The organism is Kosakonia sp., from assembly GCF_032052965.1.
Classification (GTDB): domain Bacteria; phylum Pseudomonadota; class Gammaproteobacteria; order Enterobacterales; family Enterobacteriaceae; genus Kosakonia.
Window position 1 is genome coordinate 1 of sequence record NZ_DAMBVN010000018.1, and the last position, 23,155, is coordinate 23,155.

The window sequence follows — 23,155 nt, forward strand, 5'->3', positions numbered from 1 at the left end:
CGACCGAAGTATCGAACATGTCGCGAGCGCAGATCCTGCAACAGGCCGGTTCTTCCGTACTGGCTCAGGCCAACCAGGTTCCGCAGACCATGCTGTCCCTGCTGCGTTAATCGCAAATTATTTAGTACGCAAAAGCGCCGCTCGTCGGCGCTTTTTTTTTAATGTTTTCCGTAAGATATTTTTCTGCCAAATAAGCTAAAGAGTTTTGTAATCCCGTCGATAACTATTATGACGGTGATGAAGCCGCTGGCGCTTACCGGAATATAAACTTAACCAAGGATAACTATTATGGCTGTTATTAATACTAACACCCTGTCGCTGATGACTCAGAACAACCTGAGCAAATCCCAGTCTTCTCTGGGCACGGCGATTGAGCGCCTCTCTTCCGGTCTGCGTATCAACAGTGCAAAAGACGATGCTGCTGGCCAGGCGATTGCTAACCGCTTTACTTCCAACATCAACGGCCTGACCGTTGCTGCCCGTAACGCCAACGACGGTATCTCTCTGGCGCAGACTGCTGAAGGCGCGCTGAGCGAAGTCAACAACAACCTGCAGCGTATCCGTGACCTGACCGTTCAGGCGCAGAACAGCTCCAACTCTGCTTCCGACATCGACTCCATCCAGGCTGAAGTTAACCAGCGTATGGAAGAGATCAACCGTGTGACCACGCAGACCGACTTCAACGGCATCAAAGTCCTGAACACCGGTACCGGCTCCAGCAGCTACAGCTTCCAGGTTGGCGCGAAAGACAGCGAAACCATCTCCATCAGCCTGAGCAAGTCTGATTCTTACAACCTGTTCAGCACTTCTTCTGCAACCGGCGCAACTGGCGGCCTGGTGAACGGCACTGCGCGTTCTACTTCTGCAGAAGGTTTCGACGTACTGAGCGGTACTGTGACCACCGGCGGTGCCACTGACGGCAGCCCGCTGGCAGACATCGATGCGGCCATCAAAGCGGTTGACGATCAGCGCAGCCTGCTGGGTGCGTCTCAGAACCGTTTCGAGTCCACCATCACCAACCTGAACAACACCGTGAACAACCTGTCTGCAGCGCGCAGCCGTATTCAGGACTCCGACTACGCGACCGAAGTATCGAACATGTCGCGAGCGCAGATCCTGCAACAGGCCGGTTCTTCCGTACTGGCTCAGGCCAACCAGGTTCCGCAGACCATGCTGTCCCTGCTGCGTTAATCGCAAATTTTGTAGTACGCAAAAAGCGCCGCTTGTCGGCGCTTTTTTATTACGGTTATGGTTTGTTTTTTAGACAAAAATCGCTCAAAAAATATAAAAATAGCTAAAGAGTTCGTCAGTCACGTCGATAACTATTATGACGGTGATGAAGCCGCTGGCCCATGCCGGAATATAAATTTCTCAATGAAGGATAACTATCATGGCTGTTATTAATACTAACACCCTGTCGCTGATGACTCAGAACAACCTGACTAAATCTCAGTCTTCTCTGGGCACGGCGATCGAGCGTCTGTCTTCCGGTCTGCGTATCAACAGTGCAAAAGATGATGCTGCTGGCCAGGCGATTGCTAACCGCTTTACTTCCAACATCAACGGCCTGACCGTTGCTGCCCGTAACGCCAACGACGGTATCTCTCTGGCGCAGACTGCTGAAGGCGCGCTGAGCGAAGTCAACAACAACCTGCAGCGTATCCGTGACCTGACCGTTCAGGCGCAGAACAGCTCCAACTCTGCTTCCGACATCGACTCCATCCAGGCTGAAGTTAACCAGCGTATGGAAGAGATCAACCGTGTGACCACGCAGACCGACTTCAACGGCATCAAAGTCCTGAACACCGGTACCGGCTCCAGCAGCTACAGCTTCCAGGTTGGCGCGAAAGACAGCGAAACCATCTCCATCAGCCTGAGCAAGTCTGATTCTTACAACCTGTTCAGCACTTCTTCTGCAACCGGCGCAACTGGCGGCCTGGTGAACGGCACTGCGCGTTCTACTTCTGCAGAAGGTTTCGACGTACTGAGCGGTACTGTGACCACCGGCGGTGCCACTGACGGCAGCCCGCTGGCAGACATCGATGCGGCCATCAAAGCGGTTGACGATCAGCGCAGCCTGCTGGGTGCGTCTCAGAACCGTTTCGAGTCCACCATCACCAACCTGAACAACACCGTGAACAACCTGTCTGCAGCGCGCAGCCGTATTCAGGACTCCGACTACGCGACCGAAGTATCGAACATGTCGCGAGCGCAGATCCTGCAGCAGGCCGGTTCTTCTGTACTGGCGCAGGCCAACCAGGTTCCGCAGACCATGCTGTCCCTGCTGCGTTAATTCGCCATTCTTTAAAAAGGCATCCTCGGATGCCTTTTTTTATGGTCAATCGCCAGATATAACCCCTTTTCTGCAAGCTGTTTTTCCTCTCAATCTTTCCTTCGTCGCCCACAATATTGCATAACGACAGGACCGCCTTTTGCCATTGCCCGGCACTCCGCGCCCGGTGATATGAGGATGACAGATGCGAAGCATACTACTCAGCGTTGATAAATTTGACGCCTTTACCCCCCACAGCAGCGAACTGCTCGACATTACCGACGCCTTGCTGGCGGACGGCTGGCGTGTGGATGTAATTACCAGCGCGGCAGGGCAGGCACTGGCCGGGGAAATCGCACGCCTGGAAGCAACCGGGCGCTTTACGGTGATCACCGACAAACAGGGTGAGCCCGAAACGCATTACGACGTTATCTGGGTTTACCGCGGTTTCTTCAGTGAAAAACTGCTGCGCGCGATAGATGAAGGGCAACTGTCCGGGGCGATGGTTTTCCGTCATTTTAGTGATTACAACGATGTCTATATTCCGTGGGGTGTGGCGCTGGAGAACCAGTTTGCCGCGCTGACGCTCGATCTCTCACCGCGTACCTCTGCGCTGTTGCTGCAGACGGGGATCGAACCCGCGCAGCTCCAGACGCTGCCGTGGACGGTGCCGGCTGCGTTTGGCCATTACACTCGCACCCGTGAGTCGCAGGCGTTGAGCCGCGTGCTCTACATTGCGGTGAAAATGTCCGCCGAAATGTATGAAGTGCAGCAACGTGTGCGCGATGCCGGGATCCAGTTTGAGTGGCTCGATCTCAGCCAGCAGGTGCAGCGCATTGAGCCAGCCTGGCTTGAGCAGTATGACGTTGTCATCGGCAACGAAGACAGTGTGGCAAAAGCCCTGACGCTGGGTATTCCTGTTTTCCTCGTTAACGATGGCTACGTGGAAGGCTACCTCACGGAAGATAACGTTGCCCGGCATGAGGCGGAGCACTTCTGCGCCTTATCGCTGCGTGACTGCCCGGACGCTGATGAGTGGGTGGATTTGCTGCAAAACGGCTATGCCAGTGCGCTGGCATGGGCGCAGGCGCAGCGCCCGTATTATGCGGTCAAATGGCAACTCGAGGCGGCACTTACGGCCATTTTCGCTCAGAAGCTGGTCGAAAAACCGTTCGTACTGGATGAGAAATCCCGCTACACCCTCAGTTTTCACAGCAAAGCCGTGCTGGCGCAGCAGCAAACCAGCGATTACTCCTTTAATCGCTGGCTGGAAGACCGGCAAATCAGTGATGCCCGGCGTGAAGCACTGCTTACTTTTGCTAACGCATGGCCAGACAAAGCCAGTATTGGCGTGATTATCCTTGGCGATAATGAACACAGCGCATGCACGCTCGCTTCGGTGAAAAGCCAGTCGCTGGCACCCTCCAGTGTGGATGTGGTTGCCGATGATGCCCGTTGGGTTGCGACCGTCAATCAGCTTTTGGCCACACGCGATGCCGAAGCGCTGCTACTCATCCCGGCAGGCTACACGCTGCGCGACGACGCGTTACTGCGTTTTGCCGAACAACGTATGCAGCAACAAAAGGCGTGGCTATTTTACTGCGACGAAATGACACGGGCGGAGAATGGCGAACCGATCCTGACCCTGCGCCCGGAGGTCAATATCGACCTGCTGCGCGGCCTGCCGTATATCGGTCGCGTCCTGCTGTTTAACCGCGACATCGCCCGGCAACTGGGTGGCCTGAACAGCCAATTCCCGCAGGCGGCGATGATCGATCTGCTGTGGCGTTTTGTAGAAGGGCAGGGGACAGAGGCGCTGGGCCATGTAGCAGAGGTTCTGGTCGAAAGCCCGCACCCGGCAACGCGCTGGAGTGAGACGCCGGAGGTCACTGGCGAATGCGAGCAGATCCTGCTGGCGCATATGCAGCGTCTTGGCATTAACGCCACGCTGGAAGCGGGGCTGGCACCGCAGATCAAACGACTGCGTTATCACTGGCAGGCTAAGCCGCTGGTATCGATCATTATTCCAACCCGTGACCGATTTGCCTTACTCAAGCGGTGTATTGAAAGTCTGATGGAAAAGACCCGGTACCCGCACTACGAAATAGTCATTGTCGATAATCAGTCGGTGGACGAGGATGCCTGTCGCTTCCTGAATGATCTGGCCGCGTTGGGGATCGATCAGGTGCGTATTCTGCGTTATGACGCGCCGTTTAATTTTGCCGAAATTAACAATGCGGCGGCGCAGCAAGCGCGCGGCGATGTGCTGGTTTTCCTCAATAATGACTGCGAAATCGTGGACGGAGACTGGCTGGACGCGCTGCTGGAGCATGCACTCCGCCCGGAAATTGGTCTGGTTGGTGCCCGGCTGGAATACCACGATGGACGCATTCAGCATGGCGGCTATCTGCTGGGCGTGCAGCATGGCGTGGAAGTTGCTTTCGAGGGCGCCGATGGTCAAAGCAACGGCTTCCAGTACTATCTGAAAACCCCGCGTAACCTCGCGGCGGTCAGCGCCTCCTGCATGATGGTGCGTAAAGAAGTGTTCTTCGCGCTGAATGGCTTTACCCAGGAAACTTACCCACTCTATTTCGCGGATGTCGATCTGGGTCTGCGCGCACAGAAACAGGGCTTTCTCAATGTCTGGACGCCATATGCCCGCGTCCGCCATATGGGGGGCGCGACGCGTCTGCTGGGTAATAAATTCCATGTGCAGGAACGCCCGTTACTGCAGGACTATTCCACCCTGCGCCGCGAGTGGCAGCAGGGGCTGCTGGCAGAGCCGTCTTACCATCCGTTAATGCAAAAAATGGGCAAGGCCTTTAGCCTGAGCGCCAGCAGTGCGCGATTGCATGCCCCGTTGCCAGGGCGACCGTTACCGGTGGTGCTGGCACACCACATTAACTGGGTTGGCGGCGGTCACCACCGGGTGATGCAGCCGTTTAAAGCAATGGAACGGCACCTGATGCTTGAAGGCGGATTAACCAACACCATCCCAGGCGTGATGGAAGTGGCGCAACTTCAGCCGGATGTCATCCTGCTGGAGCTGATTACCGGCAGCCGTTTCCCGGATATCTTTAAGCAACTGCGCGAAGTCAGCCAGGCGAAAATTGTGCTGGAATATGACGACTATTTACTGAATGTGCCGATTAAAAACGGCAACCGTCAGCACTTCCCGCAACAGATGCTGAAAAGTTTCCGGAAAGTGATGGATAGCGCCGACTGGATAGTGGTGTCCACGCAGCCGCTGGCCGAAGCCTATAGCCGTTTCCATTCTGATATTCGTATTGCGCAAAACCGCCTTGCGCCGAATCAGTGGGAGCACTTGCGCAGCGCGCGCGGCGTGGGGAAAAAGGTTCGCGTTGGCTGGGCAGGCGGCAGTTCCCATTCGGGCGATCTGGAGATCCTGTTACCGCTGATCAAAGAGCTGGAAGGAAAGGTGGAATGGGTATTTATGGGGATGAAACCGCGCAATGTACGCTGCGAGTTTCACCCTGGCGTGGCATTTGAAATGTACCCGGAAAAACTGGCGTCGCTGGATCTCGACCTGGCGCTGGTGCCGCTGCAAATCAACCAGTTCAACGAATGTAAGAGCAACCTGCGTCTGCTGGAAATTGGCACCTGCGGCGTGCCGATCATTGCCACCGACATTGAACCTTATCGCTGTGGTTTGCCGGTTACCCTGGTTGAAAACCGTTTCAAAGACTGGATGAATGCGGTTCTGGCTTATATTAACGATGCAGCATTACGTGAACGCCAGGGCGATGCGCTGCGCGAGGCTATCCTGCAAAACTGGTATCTGCGCGATGCCGGGCTGGATGACTGGCGTCAGGGCTGGTTACCTGCCGGGAAATAAAAAAAGGCGCTGCAAAGCGCCTTTTTTCATCGGCAGATTTAGCGGGTTTTCCAGTAATCAACAAAACCCTCTTTACCGAACAACCATTCAGTTTGCAGCTCCGCGTTAATGCTCTCTACCAGAGCCTGGACCTCTCTGTACGGCTTACGCAGCAGCACCCAGGCTTTACTGACAGGGCTATAAATGGAGGACTTGTACCCCCACTGCGCCATCAGCCGCTCCATGCTCTGGTTTGTATGCACGGCAGTATGCACCGGCGTGTCAATGTAGAACCAGTTCGGATCTTTCGGCACGCGTTCCACCACCACGGTATGGATCATCAGTGCCCCGGTATCGGAAACCAGGTCGTTGACCGCATCCAGGTCTGCACGCGTCAGGACATGCTCAAACATGGCCGAGTTAATCACCAGCGACCACGCTTTTTTCTGCGGATTGTCGATATAGTGCTGTTCCGGGTTTCTGACGTACTTATCGTAGCAGGTGATGCCCCGGTTAAAATATTTACGCTGGATATGGCTCAGTGAACCGTAACCGGCGGCATAATCGAGGATGGCACTGTCATCAATAAGACCGTTGCGTGCCAGCAGTTCAACCATCATTGCCTGTGCAAGGTAGGGCGGTTGATTAAAATCGTGCGTCTTGCGCCCTTCTGTTTCAGCATAATGATGCAGGTCGTGATTCAGTTTTTCCCACACCTGCGCGGGTAACGACTGGTGCGTTCGTGAACTGAGAAAATGGCACGCCGGGCATTCATCAAACTGTACGGGAACCAGCTGTTGTGTGAAATTGCGGGTTGAAGGTGCGAGATACGCCTCCTTCACGAAATATAGCCTCATCTCTGTGCCACAAATAAGGCATGTGCTTTTAGACATAACTGTCCTTTATATAATCGATTTGCTGAAAAATTGCGGTCCCGGCACCTGACCATCATGCGTCAGGTAGCCAGCTGCGCGCGTGCTGAAGCAAATTCTCACCCCGTAACATGCCATGTTCACGGACCCAGGCTTGCAGCGCATCGCCCTGTTTCCACGTTGCCGGTAAATCGTGCAGGTGCATTTCAATGGCTTCTCGCCATTTCTTCGCTGAACTGGCCACACGGGTGACCGGCAAATCGTTGCGATAGCAGATATTATCGCTGCAAATCACCGCATAGCCGCACGCGCCATACTCGAGCAAACGCAGCGGGCTGAGGTTGCGGTTGAAGAGATTATCGGCCAGTGGGGCCAGCGCGAGGTCCAGATTGAGCGAAGCCAGCCGCTGTGCATACACTTCGCTGGACCAGGATGCGTGATACTCCTTCAGATAAGGGCGCAGTGCCGGCGGGCAATAGCCAAAAAAGATCCAGTCAACCCGGTCGGCAAGCTGGCTGATTAAGGGGTATATCACATCCAGATCGGCGCTGCGTTCCGCGCTACCCACCCAGCCAACGCGCGGCTTCTGCCCGATGCCGCGCAGGCTGGTCAGCCTGGCCCACTGTGCAGGATCAAGGCGTGTAGGGACAACGCGAATATCGTGATTCCAGCCAGCGCAGGTTTCGGCAAGCACATCGCTTGCGACCACCAGACGATCGGCGCTGGCGACCGTGCCGCGCAGAACCTGCTGGAAATCCGCCGGGAATTTTTCCCGTAGCGGCGATTTGGCAGGTAAGGCGGGCAGGTACTCGTCGATATCAAAAACGGTGAAGACCTGGGTCACTTTGCGCAGGCGCTGCAGCCACTCCTGCAGAAACGGCGAGCACTGGCGCGACAGGATCAACGCATCCGGCGCGTAACGCACAATTTCTGCAAACGAGGTGGCGCGGTAGGCGTTTTGTCCATCAGCCAGTGCGGCGGCTTTCAGGCGATCCAGCGGTTGTACCAGCCGCTGTTGCGTCTCCTGGTGATCGCTTAACGGATAGGTAATAAAACGCGGTAGCGGTTTCCAGTGCAACGGCTGCCAGGTATCGTGTTCACCGAGCGTAAACTGGAAGCCTTCGCCCTCCAGCGTCAGATTGGGGTTGTAAGCCGGATCGCTGGCAATCAGCGGCATCCATTTTTCGTACATCGCGTCCTGCTCGCCTATAAAGCGAATGCGCTTCTTCTCCTGCGCGGTTTTGTCCACTTTGTTCTGGCTCACGCTGCCTTCGTGCATCACCATCGCATGTGGCGTCCAGACCGTCAGATACCCGGCTTCGCGCACTTTCAGGCATAAATCGACATCGTTATAAGAGACTTTGAATTTCTCTTCATCCAGCCCGCCCACCTGGTCATAGACCGATTTACGGATCAGCAGGCAGGCGGCCGTCACAACGTTGTAGTTCTGATCAACCTGCAGGCGGTTCATGTAGCCGCTGCGCTCGGACTCACTGCCGATAAACGGGTGGTCGGCAGGGCCGCGCAGGCCAAGCACCACACCGGCATGCTGCACTTTGCTGGTTGGATAGAGCAGTTTTGCGCCGGTAATGCCCACTTCCGGGCGCAGGCCATGGTTAAGCAGGTTATCCAGCCAGTTAGCGCTGATGATGGCGGTATCGTTGTTAAGCAACACCAGATATTCACCGCGCGCTTCCCGCGCCGCCATATTGTTAATCGCCGAGTAGTTGAAAGGGTAGGGGTAACGCAGTACACGGATACGTTGTGGATCGATGGTGGAAAGCCCTTCCAGCCATTGCAGGGCTTCCGGGGTTTCGCTGTTGTTGTCGACGATCAGCAGTTCGTAATTCGCGTAGCGTGTTTTTTCCAGCAGGCTCGTGACGCAGGGGATCAGCATCGAAAGTTGGTCTTTGGTCGGGATAATAATTGACACCAGCGGCTGCTGCTCATGCTGGTAGCGCAACGCATACAGACCTGGTTTTGGCGCCTCCACGCGGCCCTGCGGATAACCACGGTGGTGCAGGTGGCGAGTGAGGATCGCCACCTCTTCCGCCTGCGTCATTTGCTGGGGATCCTGTGCGATAACAAAAATTTCCGGCAGATGACCAGCAAACTGAATGCCTTTTTGTTCAATCAAACGCACGATGTAATCGAACTGCCACGCCTGTTGATATTCCGTATTGAAACCCCCTAGCTCGAGCAGGGTCGCACTGCGGAAAATCCAGTGGCGCGCCATCTCCGACGGGTAGCTCAACAGCAGGTCGAGGTTAAAGTCCGGACGGAAGGCCGAGCCGGTCAGTTCGCCGTCAGCGGCCTGGTAAAACGCATCGCCGTACACGGCGTCGCAGCCTGCCGCACTGTCCAGCGCCAGGTCAAACATCAACATGCCGCTGCTTTGTAACGTTTCTCCGGCGTCCAGGCACAACAGCCAGTCGCCAGGGCGGGCGGCAATATACTGATTAACCGCAGTGGCGCGTAGCGCATACGGACAGATGAGCGTCGGTGCTGTTGCGGGCGCTGCTTGCGGGTTTTCGCAAATCACCACCGGGCTGATGGTCAGTCCCACACTTTGGTACGCTGCGATGCTGGCCAGTGTTTTTTCACAGGCAGCGGTGTTGTTGCCCGGTTGAAAAACAAAGACGGTGAGGGTTTGCGTGGTACCGCGTGCTTCCTGAAAAGCCTCCACTAACGGACGATATTGTGCAGGCAGCGTACGCCCAGCAAGCCATTCATGGATTTTGCCGCTGCGAAAATGCGTCAGCGAACGCTGGGCGGAGAGTAACATGGCGTGGTGCAGGTTCTGCTGGCTGAACTGCGTTGGTGCATGCATTGGGGCCACATTGACCCACTGATTCTGTTCAGTATCGCCTTTGTACCAGCCCAGCTCGCGGATCACGATTGGCATGCGTGTATAGGTGCGGGTGACCTGATCCTGGCGTGTCTGGTTCAACTGGCTTTGCTGGTTTCCTGAAATACGGAAAGCGGAAAGTGTCTCAGCGACAAAGGCCAGATTGCCCAGCGCCAGCAGTTTTAATGAAATGGTCATATCGGCCAGAAACGGCATGGCCTCGCCTTTCAGGAGGAACAATCCCTCACCAAACGCCAGTAAATCGTCGCGGTAACACAGGATTACGCTGGGTTCACCAATAAAGTTCACCAGCGTGTCGGCAAAGTAAGCAATGACATCGCGCCCGTCGAGGATCACATCTTCAGCAAACGGCGCGGCAGTGGCGACAATGTCCGCCAGCGGTTTGTCGTATTCATCAACGCGTAAACGGCGTGACGTGGCCAGCCGATTGCCAGGGGCAGACTCCAGTGCGTTCACCAGCCGGGTGATACAGTGTTCGAAGAGGATGTCGTCGTCGTAGAGGAACTTGATGTAATGACCCTGCGCCTCGCGCACGCAGCGCAGGGTGTTATTCTCTTCGCCCAGCGCCGTCTCATTTTTGAAGTATTTTATCGGTGTGGCGGCCTCACGGGCGTAACGCTCGCTGATCAGTCGGATGGTGTCGTCGCGGCTGTCATCGCTGATAATGATTTCGCAATTCGGCCAGCTTTGATTGAGCGCGCTGCACAGTGCGGTTTCGAAGAAATCCGGCTTATACGCCGGAATGATGATACTCACCAGAGCGTGTTCGTTCATTATTCATCCATTGGTTGCGCTTCGCGCGCGAAGCGCTGACTGATCGGTGTGAGGGTATGACTCTGTCATACACTGCCCTTAACTCAGCAGCTAAACATCTCAATTTTTATAGCCCTATTCTGATGATAGTGAGCCGGAAGAGGATTTGTTTAGATTAATTGGCACCGAAAATAGACGTTGTTTTGCCGATCGAAAGTGATTGCTCATCGCTAAGATGAGGGCATTCCTCTTAAATATGCAGGTTCGCTTATGGGCGATAACATCTTTGTCACGAGTCCGCTTTTGCCTCCTCTTGAGGAGTTCATACCCTACATGGAGAAGATTTGGCAAAACCGCATCCTGACCAACGGTGGCGCTTTTCATCAACAGCTTGAAGACGAGCTGGCGAACTACCTTGGCGTAAAACACGTGTGCCTGTTTTCCAATGGTACGCTGGCACTGTTGACGGCATTGCAGGCTTTGCGCGTGACTGGTGAAGTGATCACCACGCCTTACTCTTTTGTCGCGACCTCGCACACCTTGTTGTGGAATGGGCTGACGCCCGTCTTTGCCGATATTGATCCGCAGACTTTTAATATTTGCCCTGAGCGCATTGAAGAGCTGATTACGCCGCAAACGACGGCCATTATGCCGGTGCACTGCTACGGTATTCCTTGCGATGTCGATAAAATCCAACAAATTGCCGATGTCTACGGGCTGAAAGTGATTTACGACGCAGCGCACGCCTTTGGGGTTCGTCAGGACGGCGTCAGCATCCTCAATCATGGCGATCTGTCGGTGCTCAGTTTCCACGCCACCAAAGTGTTTAACACCTTCGAAGGCGGGGCGATCATCTGCCACGATGCGCGTACTAAACAGCGCATTGATTACCTGAAAAACTTTGGCTTCGCCGGGGAAACGCGTGTCGTTGCGCCGGGGATCAACGCCAAAATGAACGAAATGGAAGCGGCGTTTGGCCTGCTGCAACTGAAATACATTGATGGCGCGTTAGCTGCCCGTTCGGCGATTTATCAGCGTTACTGTGAAGGGTTGCAAGGCATTCCGGGTATTAACTGGTTTGACGCCGCCGGACGTTTTGACTGGAACCATGCTTATTATCCGGTGCTGGTGGGCGGCGAGTATGCCTTAACCCGTGACGGACTGTACGATGCGCTAAAAGCCGAGGGGATCTACTCGCGGCGCTATTTCTACCCGCTGATCAGCTCCTTTGCGATGTACCGCCATTTAGCGACTGCGTCGGTGGATCATTTACCGGTAGCCAATGCCATCGCAGAACAAATTTTGTGCCTGCCGATCTACCCGGATTTGAAAGAAGCCGATCAGTTGCGGGTGATTGATATCATCCGCAGCCATGCTCAGAAAACGAAAAAGCCCGGTAAATCTGTTCGCCACGTTGCCTGATAAAAAAACGCCGGTTATCCGGCGTTTTTTGTCTCATCCGCCATTAACTGACGACGGTGCGCGTCAACATCGCGACCAGGTCATAGCCATCCCATTGCAGGGTGAAATCCAGCGTTCTGCCAAAGGGTACTATGCGGTCAATACCTTGTGGGCGACGCGCTGCCAGCCACGCATTTACGGTTTCTTTATCAATGCCAAACGTTGCCAGCGTCTGACACCGCTCGCCACAGACCGGCACGATTTCATCCAGTGAACGGGCAACATATTCCAGGAAGAAACCACAATTGCCGCGTAAGTCCATTATCGCGCTATTGACCTCGGGCAGTTCAACGCGCACCAGTAAATTATCTTCACCCGGCACTTGTTTAACGCCCGGCCAGGTTGCGCCCAGCAGGCAAAGCCGTGTCAGTTTATTCACAGCGGCCACCGGCTCCAGGGTGTAAAAGCGTGACGCGAAGGCATGAAAATGTTGCCAGAATACGTCGCGAGCGCTCTGAGTCTCTTTGCCCAGCCAGACCAGCAGCGACGGTGAAGAACAGGCGTTTTGATCGTTTAGCAGCGTGTCGTTAAAGAATGCCTGTGCCAGTTTATCTTTGTGTGCATGCGCCAGATAGCTGTCTGCGTCAATGGCGGCAATGGAGTAGCGGTCGGCAAAAGCGATTTCACGCGCGCGCGGTTTCAGCGGCGAGCGACGGATCTGCGCGATAGTTTCATCGCCGCCCCAGATAATGCGGGTATCGCACAGTGCAGAAAGGGCATCAGTCACGGACTGCTGGCGTTCATAACGCAGCAGACAGATATAGGGCGCCAGCGCAGGATGCTGCGTTAACGCACCCGCCAGCAATCGCACAATGATCGCCACCTGCGGGTGATCACGCCCCGGTAAACGAACAATATTGGCATTGCCGGTCAGTAAGCCGGTAAACAATGAGTAAGCGAAGTTGGCAGCCACATTGCCGGGGGCGATATGAAAAGCGACGCCGCGGCCATAGCAGTGAGTCAGATCGGCGTAAGCTGCACGCATTTGCGTCAGCGAGGCTTCCCGGCACCAGAAACCAAGGCTGATCACATCCGGCCACGCTTTTGCTTCAGCATCGTGCAATGCCAGCCGGGAAAAGGTGTGCAGCAATGCCAGAATTTCCGGGGCAAAAGCCGGGTACGTTGCCTGTTCAGGCATCGCCCGCAGTTGCGCTTCGTTGCCCATAATAAAGGTCAGACCGTTAAAACTCTGCTGCATATGTGTCGCTACACCCGCGTAATTCGGCCTTTTTCAGGCGGCCAAGGATCCGGAAATATTTGCCTTTGCGTCCGCACAGGCAGTCGTCTTCGCCAAGCAATACGCCTTCGTCTTCTGTCAGCAAAGAGTGGCCTGGGTACGATTCAGGCAACAGCGACAGCACCTGGATGATCCCCGGCTTCCCGACGGGAGCGCAGGAAAAATCCAGGGGATCGCGAATAATCACATCGGAGAAAATCGATGCGTGCAGATGGCCCTGCTCGCATTGCATATAGATACAGCCGGTTTGTTCGACCATGCCGTAATAATCGTGCACCGCAGGTAAACCGCAGACATCCTCTAACCGCCGTGCGAAGTCGGCGGGCGACACGGCTTCATGCTGTAACTTTTTCCAGCCGCCACCGTGGATCAGTAACGCATTGTTCAGCGCCAGTGTTTTACCGCTGGCGACCAGCGCTTTATAAAAATGCTGCCACACCATAAATGTGAAGCCGAAGAGCAGAATGCGCTTACCCTGGTGTTTTTCCAGGAACGCCTCGATCACCGGCATGTTCAGCGCCATGTTTTCATCCAGCGCCCAGGCGCGATCGGCACCAAACAGTGAAAAGCCAAGAATGCCCGCACCGCGTGCTGAAAATTGCAGACGGTCTTTCAGTACATCCGGGGAGTCGATAATTAACATTGGCAGACGGCTGGCGCCTGTAAACTGGCTGACGATCTTTACCAGCACTTTTTGCTGATGAGAAGCCGTGCTTTTATCGAGAAAGATACGCGACACCTGCTGGCCCGTGGTGCCGGACGATGTCATGGTTTTGACAATCTCATCGTCCGGGATGCTTTTCAACGCCAGCGATTTAAACAGCGAAACAGGAAGAAAGGGAATATCTTCCAGCGTAGCAACAGATGCAGGACGCACGGACTGCGCATCCAGCATGCCGCGATACGCTTCGCAACGTGCATAGTGCTGCGTGGTTAAGGTCTGCAATCGTGCCTGTAATAGCGCACGTTTTTCCTCGCGAGCCAGCGAGTAGGGCGCAATGTTAAGGATCGCTTCAAACGGCAGGGACATAATCTTTCAGCTTATGGTAGAGCGTCTTGCCTGCCGGATTTTTGGGGATCCCGGCAAGGGGAATAACGCGAAATGCCGACGGGTGAAGTTTGCTGATGTCCGCCGCATACTGTTTAGCCGCCGTAGCAAGCGACGCATCGGTAATAAAGATGCACAGCAAGTCATCACGTCCATCGCAGGCGATTGATGTATCCGGAAAGGCTGTTTTGAGCAGTGCTTCCATTTCGTCCAGCCCTACGCGGTTGCCGAATATTTTCAGGAAGCGTTTTTTACGCCCGACAATCCGATAAAAACCCTCGCTGTCGACAGTGGCGATATCACCGGTATGCAACCGGCCGGCAAAATCGTCGCCGAGGGCGAGATCTTCGCCGCGCTCAGCATAACCGAGAGCCACGTTTTCACCGTGGTAGATCAATTCGCCGTGCACCCCAGGCGTGGTCACCGGGTGGTTATCCTCCCCGAGCAGCAGGAATTCACCACCGGGGATAGGCTTGCCGATAAAACCGTAACGCGACGCGGCGTCTTCTGGCGGTAGCCAGGCCATACGCGAAGTGGCTTCTGCTGCGCCGTACATCACGATAAAGCGTTTACCCTGTTGAGCGGCGAATTCGGTGTACTCCTGCTGTAAAGCGGGCGCCAGCTTACCGCCTGCCTGAGTCAGCGTGCATAAATCCGGCAGATCCATGCGCATAAACCGCAGTTTACGCAGCATCTCCCAGGTGTAAGGCACGCCAGCGAAGGAGCTGGCACGCTCGCTGCGGACAAAATCCCACAGCTCACGCTGCATCACGCTGTGCCCGGTCAGCAGCAGGCTGCCTCCGGCATGAAGATGGCTGTTGATAATCGACAGCCCGTAAACGTAGTTCACCGGCAGACTCACCAGACCGCGCTCGTGGCGATCAATTTGCAAATAATGCGCAATGCTGGCGGCATTACTTTGCAGGTTGCGTTTAGTGAGTCTCACCAGTTTCGGGCTGCCTGTTGAGCCGGATGTCGTCATCAGCAACGCGAGAGAATCATGCAGCGGCCAGGGCGTTAACCCTGTCGTCTTCAGCCGGTAGCTGCCGTCGTGCGGTTGCCAGAGATAGGACGGGCGATAGGTGTCAATAAGCTGCTGCGCGAGTGCGGTATCAAGGGCGTCATCCAGCAATAACGCTACCGCATCTTGTTTCAGACAGGCCAGATAGCCGGTGACGGTTTCGGCCTGGTTACGGCAAAAAATAAACACCAGCGCGCGGGGTGGAATGTGCTGCGCCAGTTCGTCAACGCGTGCGGTCAACTCTCCGTAACTGAGGCTTACGCCACGATCGTCTTTCAGCGCCAGTTGTGAAGCCGGGTGCTGGTGGGTATGCCAGAAAGCATTCATTGCAGTGCGTCCATGACCTGTGCTGTGAGGTTTTCTGCTGTCAGACCGCTTTGCTCCAGCATCCAGCCATAATCGCCCGCATGCGGGTAACCTTGCGGAATACCGAGGGTTAACTGTCTGGGGCGTTGTGTTTGCGCGCCGACATATTCGGCGACAGCGCTGCCGAGACCGCCAATAATGCTGTGCTCTTCAATAGTCACCAGCAGCTTTTTACCGAGATGGGCGGTGATAGCGGCTTCATCGAGCGGTTTCAGGGTATGCATATCTATGACTGCGGCATCAATCCCGCGGTCCGCCAGTTGACCCGCACTGGTCAGGGCAACATGCACCATGCTGCCGGTGGCAATAATGGCGATATCTTTGCCTTCACGTAAGGTAATGGCTTTGCCTGGGATCAGTTCAAAATCATCTTTATACACGATAGGTGCGCGCATACCGCCGGTAAGACGCAGGTAGACCGGGCCATCATAGGCGAGTGCGGCCTGGGTCATTTTGACGGTGGCGGTACAGTCTGCCGGGGAAAAAATAGCGATATTAGAGACTGAGCGGAGCATTGCCAGCTCTTCAATACCGTGGTGTGTGGCACCAAACATGCCGGTTGCCAGACCCGATGCCAGGCCAACCAGCTTAACGTTTTCCTGCATATAACCGAGATTCAGGCGTACCTGCTCTGCGGCACGCAGGGTCAGAAAGTTAGGGAATGAGGTAGCAAAAGGAACATAGCCGCTCGCTGCCAGCCCGGCAGCAACGCCGATCATGTTCTGTTCGGCGATGCCAGTATTGAAGAAACGCTCGGGGTACGTGGTGCTAAAGCGATCCAGACCGGAAGATTTGCACAAGTCGCCGGACAGGGCGACGATGCGATCGTTATCGTGTGCGAGTTCCAGCAGCGCCATGCCAAATGTGCCGCGCGAGCCGAGCATCGCCCAGGAGCGAATGGTAGCGGGTTTAAACTCAATCATGCTGGCCCCCATTCAGTTCATTCAGCGCATCCGTCAACTGCTGAGCAGAGACGCGGTTACGGTGAAACTCTTTATTGTTTTCCATAAATGAAAGGCCTTTACCTTTCACCGTATTGGCGATGATCACTTTCGGTTTACCCTGGTGCGGTGCGTCGAAAGCCGCCTGCAACGCGGTAATATCATGACCATCGCAAACCCGCGTTTCCCAACGGCAGGCGCGCCACAGCGCTTCAAGATCCATCGACATGACGTCGCGGGTGAATCCATCAGATTGCAAACCGTTGCGATCGACAATCAGCGTCAGGTTATCAATGTTATGGTGTGCTGCCATAAACGCGCACTCCCAGATAGCACCTTCGTTGCATTCCCCATCGCCGACCAGCACATAGGTCTGCCACGTTTCGCCTTTCAGGCGACGCCCCAGCGCCAGCCCGGTAGCAAAGGAGAGTCCCTGTGCCAGGCTGCCGCCCGAGAAGTCGATGCCGTATTCCGGGTGTTTGGTGGGATGAACCTGCAACACGGATCCGTTGATCTCAAACTCATTGAGTTGATCTTCGCTAATAATGCCGTACTCGCACAACGTGGCGTACAGCCCCAGCGCCGCGTGGCCTTTACTCAGAATAAACTGGTCGCGCTCGCGGCTGGTGATGTTCTGTGGGTCATAACGCATGACACTGCCATACAGTGTACTCAGAATGTCGGTCATCGACAGAGCAGGGGAGACGTGTACTCCATCACTCGGCGCGTGGTGCGCCACATTGACGATACGGGTACGAATGCGTCGGGCCGCATCCTGAATTTTTTGCGTCATTTGAGACCACCATCCACGCGAATTGTCTGGCCTGTGATATAGCTGGAGAGATCGCTGGCGAGGAATAACGCCGCCTGAGCAATTTCCGCCGGTTCGCCGGCACGGCGCAAGTCAGCGCCATTTTTGGCATCTTCAACCACTTGTGCCGGCATGGTGAGCAGCATCTCGGTATCGGTAATGCCCGGCGCGATGCAGTTGGCGCGAATGCCTTTCTCACCCAGTTCAGCAGCAATGGATTTTGTCATGGCAATCAGCGCCGCCTTTGATGCGCCGTAAGCAGACTTGCCCGGATTACCATCTTCTCCTGCCGTCGACGCAATATTGATGATGCTGCCATGTTGATGGCGGGTCATCAGTTTGGCGACGTACTGCGTAAAGAGGTACACCGAGAAGAAGTTCACTTCAAACTGGGCGCGGAGTTGCGCTTCGCTGGTCATCTGGAACAGACTGTTTAGCGTAATGCCGGCGTTATTCACCACAGCATCCAGCGGGCGTTTGTCGGACATGATGCGTTTGACCGCCAGTTTCATGGCCTCGTAGTCAGTCATATCAAAGCCAAGCGGCCAGATTTGCACATCGTAACGGGCAGCGACCTGCGCCATTTCCTGGGTAAAGGCTTCATCGGCTTCACGTGCGTGGGCATAAATATTTGCACCACTGGCGGCAAATACGTCCACCATGGCGCGGCCCATACCGCGACGGCAACCGGTGATCAGTACCGTTTTTCCTTGCATCAACATGTTTATTTCCTCAACCCATGCCGCCATCAACGCGGATGACCTGGCCTGTGGTGTAACTGGAAGCGTCAGATGCCAGCCACAACAATGTGTTGGCCACTTCTTCCGCGAGTCCAGGACGCTTCAGCTCGCAGCGTGACATTTGTCTCGCCATGACTTCTTCAGACAGCGATGCCGTCATCGCGGTACTGATGACACCCGGTGCTACAGCATTGACGCGCACACCTTGCGGCCCTAACTCGGCAGACATTGTTTTGGTCGCTGCAATCCACGCCGCTTTGGCACTGGCGTAAGCCAGTTGGCCCGGATTACCGTCCAGTGCCGAAATGCTGGAGATGTTAATGATGCTGCCTTTTTTCTGGCGCAACATCAGGCGGGCAATGTACTGGGTAAAAGCGATCTGCGAGAAGAAGTTAATGGTGAAGGTTTTTTGTAGCTGCTCCAGCGTCACCATCTGGAAATTGGCATCGAAATTAGCCCCCGCGATATTCACCAGAATATCGACCGGTTTCTTTGCTTTCTGAATCGACATCGCCGCCTGTTTTATCGCGTCGTTGTCGCTCAGATCGAAGTAAACCGGGACGATCTCGACCTGATGCTCAGCGCTCAGTTGCGCAATAAATTGGGTGAACTCTGGCGTTTCGGCCTGACAACAGGCGAAAACATCGGCTCCCGCTTTGGCGAAGGTTTCCAGCGTTGCCTTGCCAATGCCCTGCAGGCAACCGGTGATAACGGCGGTTTTCGCTTTTAGCAACATGGCTTAGTCCTGAAGTTCAACGTCGTATTTCTTCAGGATCTCTCTGCCTTTTTCCCAGGAAGAAAATTCGATGATGTCATCTGTGTCCATCATGATGTCGAATGCATCTTCCAGCGAGGCAATCATCGTCATATGGCCTACCGAGTCCCAGGACGGCGTGTCCTGATATTTGTATCCGGCAAGAATGGCTTCATCAACTTCGAAGGTTTCAACGAAGATGCGGTTATAAGTTGCTAAATTTGACATCGTGTTTCTCCAGAATAGCGTGGAAATTAAATCTGTATCTGTCCCGCGTTATCGCGTACGACCGCGCGGGGGAATAGGGTTGCTTAACGAAAAACTTTTTTATCGTCGTTTGCGCGGATCGCGCGTGCCGGGTTGCCCATCGCAATCACGCCGGCGTTGATATTGGCAAATACAGCGGCACCCATGCTAATGATGGCGTCTTCGCCAATAACCGTGCATTCGCGAACGACTGCATTCATACCAATAAATGTACGCGCACCCACCTGACACTGACCCGCCAGATTGGCATAAGAAGAAATGACGCAATCGTCACCAATCTGGCAGTCATGGCCGAGACTGGCGTTGGGTTGCAGATGCACATTACGACCAATCACCGTGTCACAAGAGATAAATGCCCCGTAACAGACCACGCAGCCTTCGTTAAAGGTGACATCCGCACTGACTTGCGCACCGGGATGCACCAGCACAGGCAACGTAAAACCGGCGGCACGTGCTTTATCAGCTAATTTCTGCCGTAATGCTGGCTCACCCACCGCGATCACCACTTCATATTCATTGGTGTCCAGCGCGTCCAGTGTGACGACAGGGTGGCCTTTAAGCAGTCGGTCTGCGTGCAAATCGTCGATAAAGCAGAATGCGTCCCAGCGCGGGTGGGCGGCGTTGATGTGTTTCGCCAGCTCGAGGACTTCTCGTCCCAGCCCGCCTGCACCATAAATTGCCAGTTTCATCGTATCCTCGAAGTGCGGTATTTCAGGGTATGCCCGGTTATCTGACCGTCCTGCTTGCGTCGGCGAGTCTTGCGCGGGCGTAATAAGAGGCAGTCGGGATCAATGCCCTAATGTAAATGACCAGGGGGTTCTATCAGGGTGGGAATAACCATCATTTTCTCTCGCTTATTAGCGGATAGAAAGCTGCATAAACATTGGTCAACAGCTAAAATTTCAATTAGGGTAAAAAGGCTAGGGGCGGTTTGTTAATAACAGTGACAATACCGGGCAACATTTGCAGAGTAAAAAGTGAAGAATGACGCGTTTTTAGCCTTGCTCATTTATTGCATTGATAATTCGGTGTTTCTTCATTTCAAGAGTTGTTGGATTCATTGCAATTCTTTTATTAATGCAAATAAACCCCCATTTCACCCATTATTCATCCGATTAAAACTACTCCAGAATCGGATAATCATGCCGATAACTCATTTAACGCAGGGCTGTTTATCGTGAATTCACTGTATACCGCTGAAGGTGTAATGGATAAACACTCGCTATGGCAGCGTTATGTTCCGCTGGTGCGTCACGAAGCATTGCGCCTGCAGGTGCGCTTGCCGGCGAGTGTGGAACTGGACGACCTGCTACAGGCGGGCGGCATTGGGCTACTGAACGCAGTAGACCGTTATGACGCCCTGCAAGGAACGGCATTTACCACTTACGCAGTGCAGCGTATTCGTGGGGCGATGCTGGACGAATTGCGCAGCCGTGACTGGGTGCCGCGAAGTGTCCGGCGTAATGCCCGCGAAGTGGCGCAGGCTATGGGGCAACTTGAGCAAGAGCTGGGACGTAACGCGTCGGAGACGGAAGTTTCGCAGCGTCTTGGCATTCCTGTAGAGGAATACCGTCAGATGTTGCTCGATACGAATAATAGTCAGCTTTTCTCCTACGATGAGTGGCGGGAAGAGCACGGCGACAGTATCGAGCTGGTGACGGACGATCATCAACAGGAAAACCCGTTATTCCAGTTAATGGAAAGTAATTTACGTCACCGTGTGATGGAGGCTATTGAATCCCTCCCGGAACGTGAACAACTGGTGTTAACACTGTACTATCAGGAAGAACTCAATCTGAAAGAGATTGGTGCTGTTCTTGAAGTCGGGGAATCACGGGTCAGCCAGCTTCATAGCCAGGCCATTAAGCGCTTACGTACCAAGCTGGGTAAGTTATAGGTCGGTGATTCTGCATCGCCTCCTGGGAAAATGCCGTACAACGCATTGACAACCAGGAGTTATCATGACGGTGCAGCAACCTAAAAGACGGCCTTTAAGCCGCTACCTTAAAGACTTTAAACACAGCCAGACGCATTGCGCCCATTGTCACAAGCTGCTTGACCGCATCACTCTGGTACGTCGGGGCGAAATCGTGAACAAAATCGCGATTTCGCGCCTGGATACACTGTTGGATGAAGCGGCCTGGCAGCAGGAACAAAAAGAGTGGGTTGCGCTATGTCGCTTCTGTGGTGATTTGCATTGCAAAGAGCAGAGTGATTTCTTTGACATCATCGGCTTTAAGCAATACCTCTTTGAACAGACCGAGATGAGCCACGGCACGGTGCGCGAATATGTTGTGCGTTTGCGCCGGCTGGGGAATCATCTTAGCGAGCTGAATATCTCCCGTCAGTTGCTGGAAGAAGGCTTCCTTGATGAAAATCTGGAGCCGTGGTTACCCGCGACCAGCACCAATAATTATCGGATTGCTCTGCGCAAGTACGCGCAATTTAAAGCCCAAATGCGTTTTGCAACGGTGCAAAAAATCGCCGTCGGCGCTACGTCCGATCTCTATTAAGCAACGGTTCGTCGCAGGGTGCGGTTATGCGCACCTGCGGCGTTATGCTGCAACAGGCTGATGCTGCTGCCATCACGGCCTGGCGACACACGGCTGCCTGAAAAGGAAGTGTGCCCAGGGTGGGGCTTAACTCACCGGGACATTGTGGTTCGTAAAAAAGGCGCTGAAACCAGCGCCTTTTTTATCAGGCTGGTTTAAGGTGCATAATCAAACCCATACCTAACCTTACCCCGCCTCCGGAGGACCTATGCCGCTGCACAACGTGACCCGCTTTCCCCGTCTGGAATTTATTGGCGCGCCGACGCCACTTGAGTATCTGCCGCGACTTTCTGATTACCTGGGCCGTGAGATTTTTATTAAGCGGGATGATGTCACGCCGGTCGCTATGGGAGGCAATAAGCTACGCAAACTGGAGTTTCTTGCCGCCGATGCGTTACGCGAGGGCGCAGATACCCTGATTACTGCCGGTGCGATCCAGTCCAACCATGTACGCCAGACGGCAGGCGTCGCCGCAAAACTCGGCTTGCACTGCGTGGCGTTACTGGAAAACCCCATCGGCACACGGGCGGAAAACTATCTGACCAATGGCAACCGTCTACTGTTGGATCTGTTTAATGCACAAATTGAGGTTTGTGAGGCGTTGACCGACCCCGTCGCGCAGTTGGAGGAACTGGCGACGCGCGTTGAAGCACAAGGGTTCCGCCCGTATGTGATCCCGGTGGGCGGCTCAAATACCCTGGGGGCCATGGGCTATGTGGAAAGCGCGCTGGAGATAGCGCAGCAGTGTGAAGGTGCGGTCGCGCTCTCCTCGGTGGTTGTTGCATCGGGCAGTGGCGGAACCCATGCCGGGCTGGCCGTTGGGTTAGAGCGGGTGATGCCGGATGTCGAACTGATTGGCGTCACCGTGTCCCGCGCTGTTGCTGAACAAAAACCGAAAGTAGTCACCTTGCAGCAGGGGATTGCGCAGGCACTGGACGTCGAAGCGAGCGCCGATATCCTGCTGTGGGACGACTATTTTGCGCCAGGTTATGGCATGCCGAATGATGAAGGCATGGAGGCGGTAAAACTGCTTGCCAGGCTTGAGGGAATTGTTCTCGATCCTGTGTACACCGGGAAAGCAATGGCAGGCCTGCTTGATGGTATTGAGCAACATCGTTTCAAAGATAACGGGCCGATTCTGTTTGTGCACACTGGCGGAGCGCCAGCGTTATTTGCCTATCATCCTCATGTTTAACTCGCAACAGCCAGCAGCGATAGTGGATTGATATAGAAATAATGACTGCGATCCGGGTAATAATGTTAGCTGGATCGCATAAATTTGGCTTAGGTGAGATTTTATGCTGGTTGATTAATGACATAGACAATGCAGGGGAATATTTTGGCCGTGCCCTTGCC

19 protein-coding genes are annotated in these 23,155 nt (G+C 54.6%); 8 read left to right on the forward strand and 11 right to left on the reverse strand.

The annotated features are described in order from the left end of the window. From RTX30_RS18150 to RTX30_RS18165, 4 genes are all read left to right on the forward strand, one after another. A partial coding sequence (locus tag RTX30_RS18150; RefSeq protein WP_268886888.1) for a flagellin occupies positions 1–110 on the forward strand: 110 nt, incomplete at its 5' end. Between the two features lie 178 nt (positions 111–288). Next, entirely contained in the window at positions 289–1,191 is a 903-nt protein-coding gene (locus RTX30_RS18155) for a flagellin (RefSeq protein ID WP_312691568.1), read from the forward strand. 199 nt (positions 1,192–1,390) lie between these two features. Further along, positions 1,391–2,293 (forward strand): flagellin, encoded by a 903-nt coding sequence (locus RTX30_RS18160; protein ID WP_312691569.1) that lies wholly within the window; start codon positions 1,391–1,393, stop codon positions 2,291–2,293. 184 nt (positions 2,294–2,477) lie between these two features. Then, complete coding sequence (locus RTX30_RS18165) at positions 2,478–6,128, forward strand: glycosyltransferase (RefSeq protein WP_312691570.1); 3,651 nt, start codon at positions 2,478–2,480, stop codon at positions 6,126–6,128. A gap of 38 nt (positions 6,129–6,166) precedes the next feature. Here the strand turns inward: RTX30_RS18165 and RTX30_RS18170 are convergent, their stop codons facing one another. After that, entirely contained in the window at positions 6,167–6,949 is a 783-nt protein-coding gene (locus RTX30_RS18170) for a methyltransferase domain-containing protein (protein ID WP_312691571.1), read from the reverse strand. Positions 6,950–7,055: 106 nt separating this feature from the next. Further along, positions 7,056–10,622: a glycosyltransferase gene (locus RTX30_RS18175; RefSeq protein WP_312691572.1), complete on the reverse strand. Its 3,567-nt coding sequence runs from the start codon at positions 10,620–10,622 to the stop codon at positions 7,056–7,058. 249 nt (positions 10,623–10,871) lie between these two features. Here RTX30_RS18175 and RTX30_RS18180 point away from each other — a divergent pair, with 249 nt between their 5' ends. After that, positions 10,872–12,023 (forward strand): DegT/DnrJ/EryC1/StrS family aminotransferase, encoded by a 1,152-nt coding sequence (locus RTX30_RS18180; RefSeq protein WP_312691573.1) that lies wholly within the window; start codon positions 10,872–10,874, stop codon positions 12,021–12,023. A 43-nt stretch (positions 12,024–12,066) separates the two neighbouring features. Here RTX30_RS18180 and RTX30_RS18185 read toward each other — a convergent pair whose 3' ends face one another. The 9 genes from RTX30_RS18185 to RTX30_RS18225 all read right to left on the reverse strand — a co-directional run bounded on the left by RTX30_RS18185 (position 12,067) and on the right by RTX30_RS18225 (position 19,936). After that, positions 12,067–13,260, reverse strand: coding sequence for an acyl-CoA reductase (locus tag RTX30_RS18185; RefSeq protein ID WP_312691574.1), 1,194 nt, complete (start codon positions 13,258–13,260; stop codon positions 12,067–12,069). After that, entirely contained in the window at positions 13,244–14,329 is a 1,086-nt protein-coding gene (locus RTX30_RS18190) for an acyl-protein synthetase (protein ID WP_312691575.1), read from the reverse strand. Before RTX30_RS18190 ends, RTX30_RS18185 begins: the two co-directional genes overlap by 17 nt. Further along, positions 14,313–15,695 (reverse strand): AMP-binding protein, encoded by a 1,383-nt coding sequence (locus RTX30_RS18195; RefSeq protein WP_312691576.1) that lies wholly within the window; start codon positions 15,693–15,695, stop codon positions 14,313–14,315. The genes RTX30_RS18190 and RTX30_RS18195 overlap by 17 nt, the downstream gene beginning before the upstream one ends. Beyond that, positions 15,692–16,657, reverse strand: coding sequence for a transketolase C-terminal domain-containing protein (locus tag RTX30_RS18200; RefSeq protein ID WP_312691577.1), 966 nt, complete (start codon positions 16,655–16,657; stop codon positions 15,692–15,694). The genes RTX30_RS18195 and RTX30_RS18200 overlap by 4 nt, the downstream gene beginning before the upstream one ends. After that, on the reverse strand, positions 16,650–17,468 hold the full coding sequence (locus tag RTX30_RS18205) for a transketolase (protein ID WP_312691578.1): 819 nt from the start codon (positions 17,466–17,468) through the stop codon (positions 16,650–16,652). Before RTX30_RS18205 ends, RTX30_RS18200 begins: the two co-directional genes overlap by 8 nt. Continuing rightward, positions 17,465–18,208 carry an SDR family NAD(P)-dependent oxidoreductase gene (locus tag RTX30_RS18210; RefSeq protein ID WP_312691579.1) on the reverse strand — a complete coding sequence of 248 codons (744 nt, stop codon included), beginning with the start codon at positions 18,206–18,208 and terminating at the stop codon, positions 17,465–17,467. The genes RTX30_RS18205 and RTX30_RS18210 overlap by 4 nt, the downstream gene beginning before the upstream one ends. Positions 18,209–18,218: 10 nt before the next feature. Continuing rightward, the gene (locus tag RTX30_RS18215) at positions 18,219–18,962 is read right to left on the reverse strand and encodes an SDR family oxidoreductase (protein ID WP_312691580.1); all 744 of its coding nucleotides are present in this window, start codon (positions 18,960–18,962) and stop codon (positions 18,219–18,221) included. A gap of 3 nt (positions 18,963–18,965) precedes the next feature. Then, positions 18,966–19,208 carry an acyl carrier protein gene (locus tag RTX30_RS18220; RefSeq protein ID WP_312691581.1) on the reverse strand — a complete coding sequence of 81 codons (243 nt, stop codon included), beginning with the start codon at positions 19,206–19,208 and terminating at the stop codon, positions 18,966–18,968. Between the two features lie 83 nt (positions 19,209–19,291). Continuing rightward, entirely contained in the window at positions 19,292–19,936 is a 645-nt protein-coding gene (locus RTX30_RS18225) for an acetyltransferase (protein WP_312691582.1), read from the reverse strand. A gap of 488 nt (positions 19,937–20,424) precedes the next feature. On the opposite strand from RTX30_RS18225, the gene RTX30_RS18230 reads away from it, so the two are divergent. The 3 genes from RTX30_RS18230 (at position 20,425) to dcyD (ending at position 22,994) form a co-directional block, all read left to right on the forward strand. Continuing rightward, entirely contained in the window at positions 20,425–21,144 is a 720-nt protein-coding gene (locus tag RTX30_RS18230; protein ID WP_061494319.1) for an RNA polymerase sigma factor FliA, read from the forward strand. Positions 21,145–21,208: 64 nt separating this feature from the next. Beyond that, positions 21,209–21,760 (forward strand): flagella biosynthesis regulatory protein FliZ, encoded by a 552-nt coding sequence (fliZ, locus tag RTX30_RS18235; protein WP_312691583.1) that lies wholly within the window; start codon positions 21,209–21,211, stop codon positions 21,758–21,760. A gap of 247 nt (positions 21,761–22,007) precedes the next feature. Further along, entirely contained in the window at positions 22,008–22,994 is a 987-nt protein-coding gene (gene dcyD, locus RTX30_RS18240) for a D-cysteine desulfhydrase (protein ID WP_312691584.1), read from the forward strand. Positions 22,995–23,155 lie beyond the last annotated feature (161 nt).

Excerpts from the sequence above, each read along its gene's own strand:
- RTX30_RS18205 (WP_312691578.1), bottom strand. The coding sequence starts at position 17,468 with ATGACGCAAAAAATTCAGGATGCGGCCCGACGCATTCGTACCCGTATC.
- RTX30_RS18175 (WP_312691572.1), bottom strand. The coding sequence starts at position 10,622 with ATGAACGAACACGCTCTGGTGAGTATCATCATTCCGGCGTATAAGCCG.
- RTX30_RS18215 (WP_312691580.1), bottom strand. The coding sequence starts at position 18,962 with ATGTTGCTAAAAGCGAAAACCGCCGTTATCACCGGTTGCCTGCAGGGC.
- RTX30_RS18180 (WP_312691573.1), top strand. The coding sequence starts at position 10,872 with ATGGGCGATAACATCTTTGTCACGAGTCCGCTTTTGCCTCCTCTTGAG.
- RTX30_RS18155 (WP_312691568.1), top strand. The coding sequence starts at position 289 with ATGGCTGTTATTAATACTAACACCCTGTCGCTGATGACTCAGAACAAC.
- RTX30_RS18190 (WP_312691575.1), bottom strand. The coding sequence starts at position 14,329 with ATGTCCCTGCCGTTTGAAGCGATCCTTAACATTGCGCCCTACTCGCTG.
- RTX30_RS18185 (WP_312691574.1), bottom strand. The coding sequence starts at position 13,260 with ATGCAGCAGAGTTTTAACGGTCTGACCTTTATTATGGGCAACGAAGCG.
- dcyD (WP_312691584.1), top strand. The coding sequence starts at position 22,008 with ATGCCGCTGCACAACGTGACCCGCTTTCCCCGTCTGGAATTTATTGGC.
- RTX30_RS18220 (WP_312691581.1), bottom strand. The coding sequence starts at position 19,208 with ATGTCAAATTTAGCAACTTATAACCGCATCTTCGTTGAAACCTTCGAA.
- RTX30_RS18225 (WP_312691582.1), bottom strand. The coding sequence starts at position 19,936 with ATGAAACTGGCAATTTATGGTGCAGGCGGGCTGGGACGAGAAGTCCTC.
- RTX30_RS18195 (WP_312691576.1), bottom strand. The coding sequence starts at position 15,695 with ATGAATGCTTTCTGGCATACCCACCAGCACCCGGCTTCACAACTGGCG.
- fliZ (WP_312691583.1), top strand. The coding sequence starts at position 21,209 with ATGACGGTGCAGCAACCTAAAAGACGGCCTTTAAGCCGCTACCTTAAA.
- RTX30_RS18210 (WP_312691579.1), bottom strand. The coding sequence starts at position 18,208 with ATGTTGATGCAAGGAAAAACGGTACTGATCACCGGTTGCCGTCGCGGT.
- RTX30_RS18165 (WP_312691570.1), top strand. The coding sequence starts at position 2,478 with ATGCGAAGCATACTACTCAGCGTTGATAAATTTGACGCCTTTACCCCC.
- RTX30_RS18200 (WP_312691577.1), bottom strand. The coding sequence starts at position 16,657 with ATGATTGAGTTTAAACCCGCTACCATTCGCTCCTGGGCGATGCTCGGC.
- RTX30_RS18160 (WP_312691569.1), top strand. The coding sequence starts at position 1,391 with ATGGCTGTTATTAATACTAACACCCTGTCGCTGATGACTCAGAACAAC.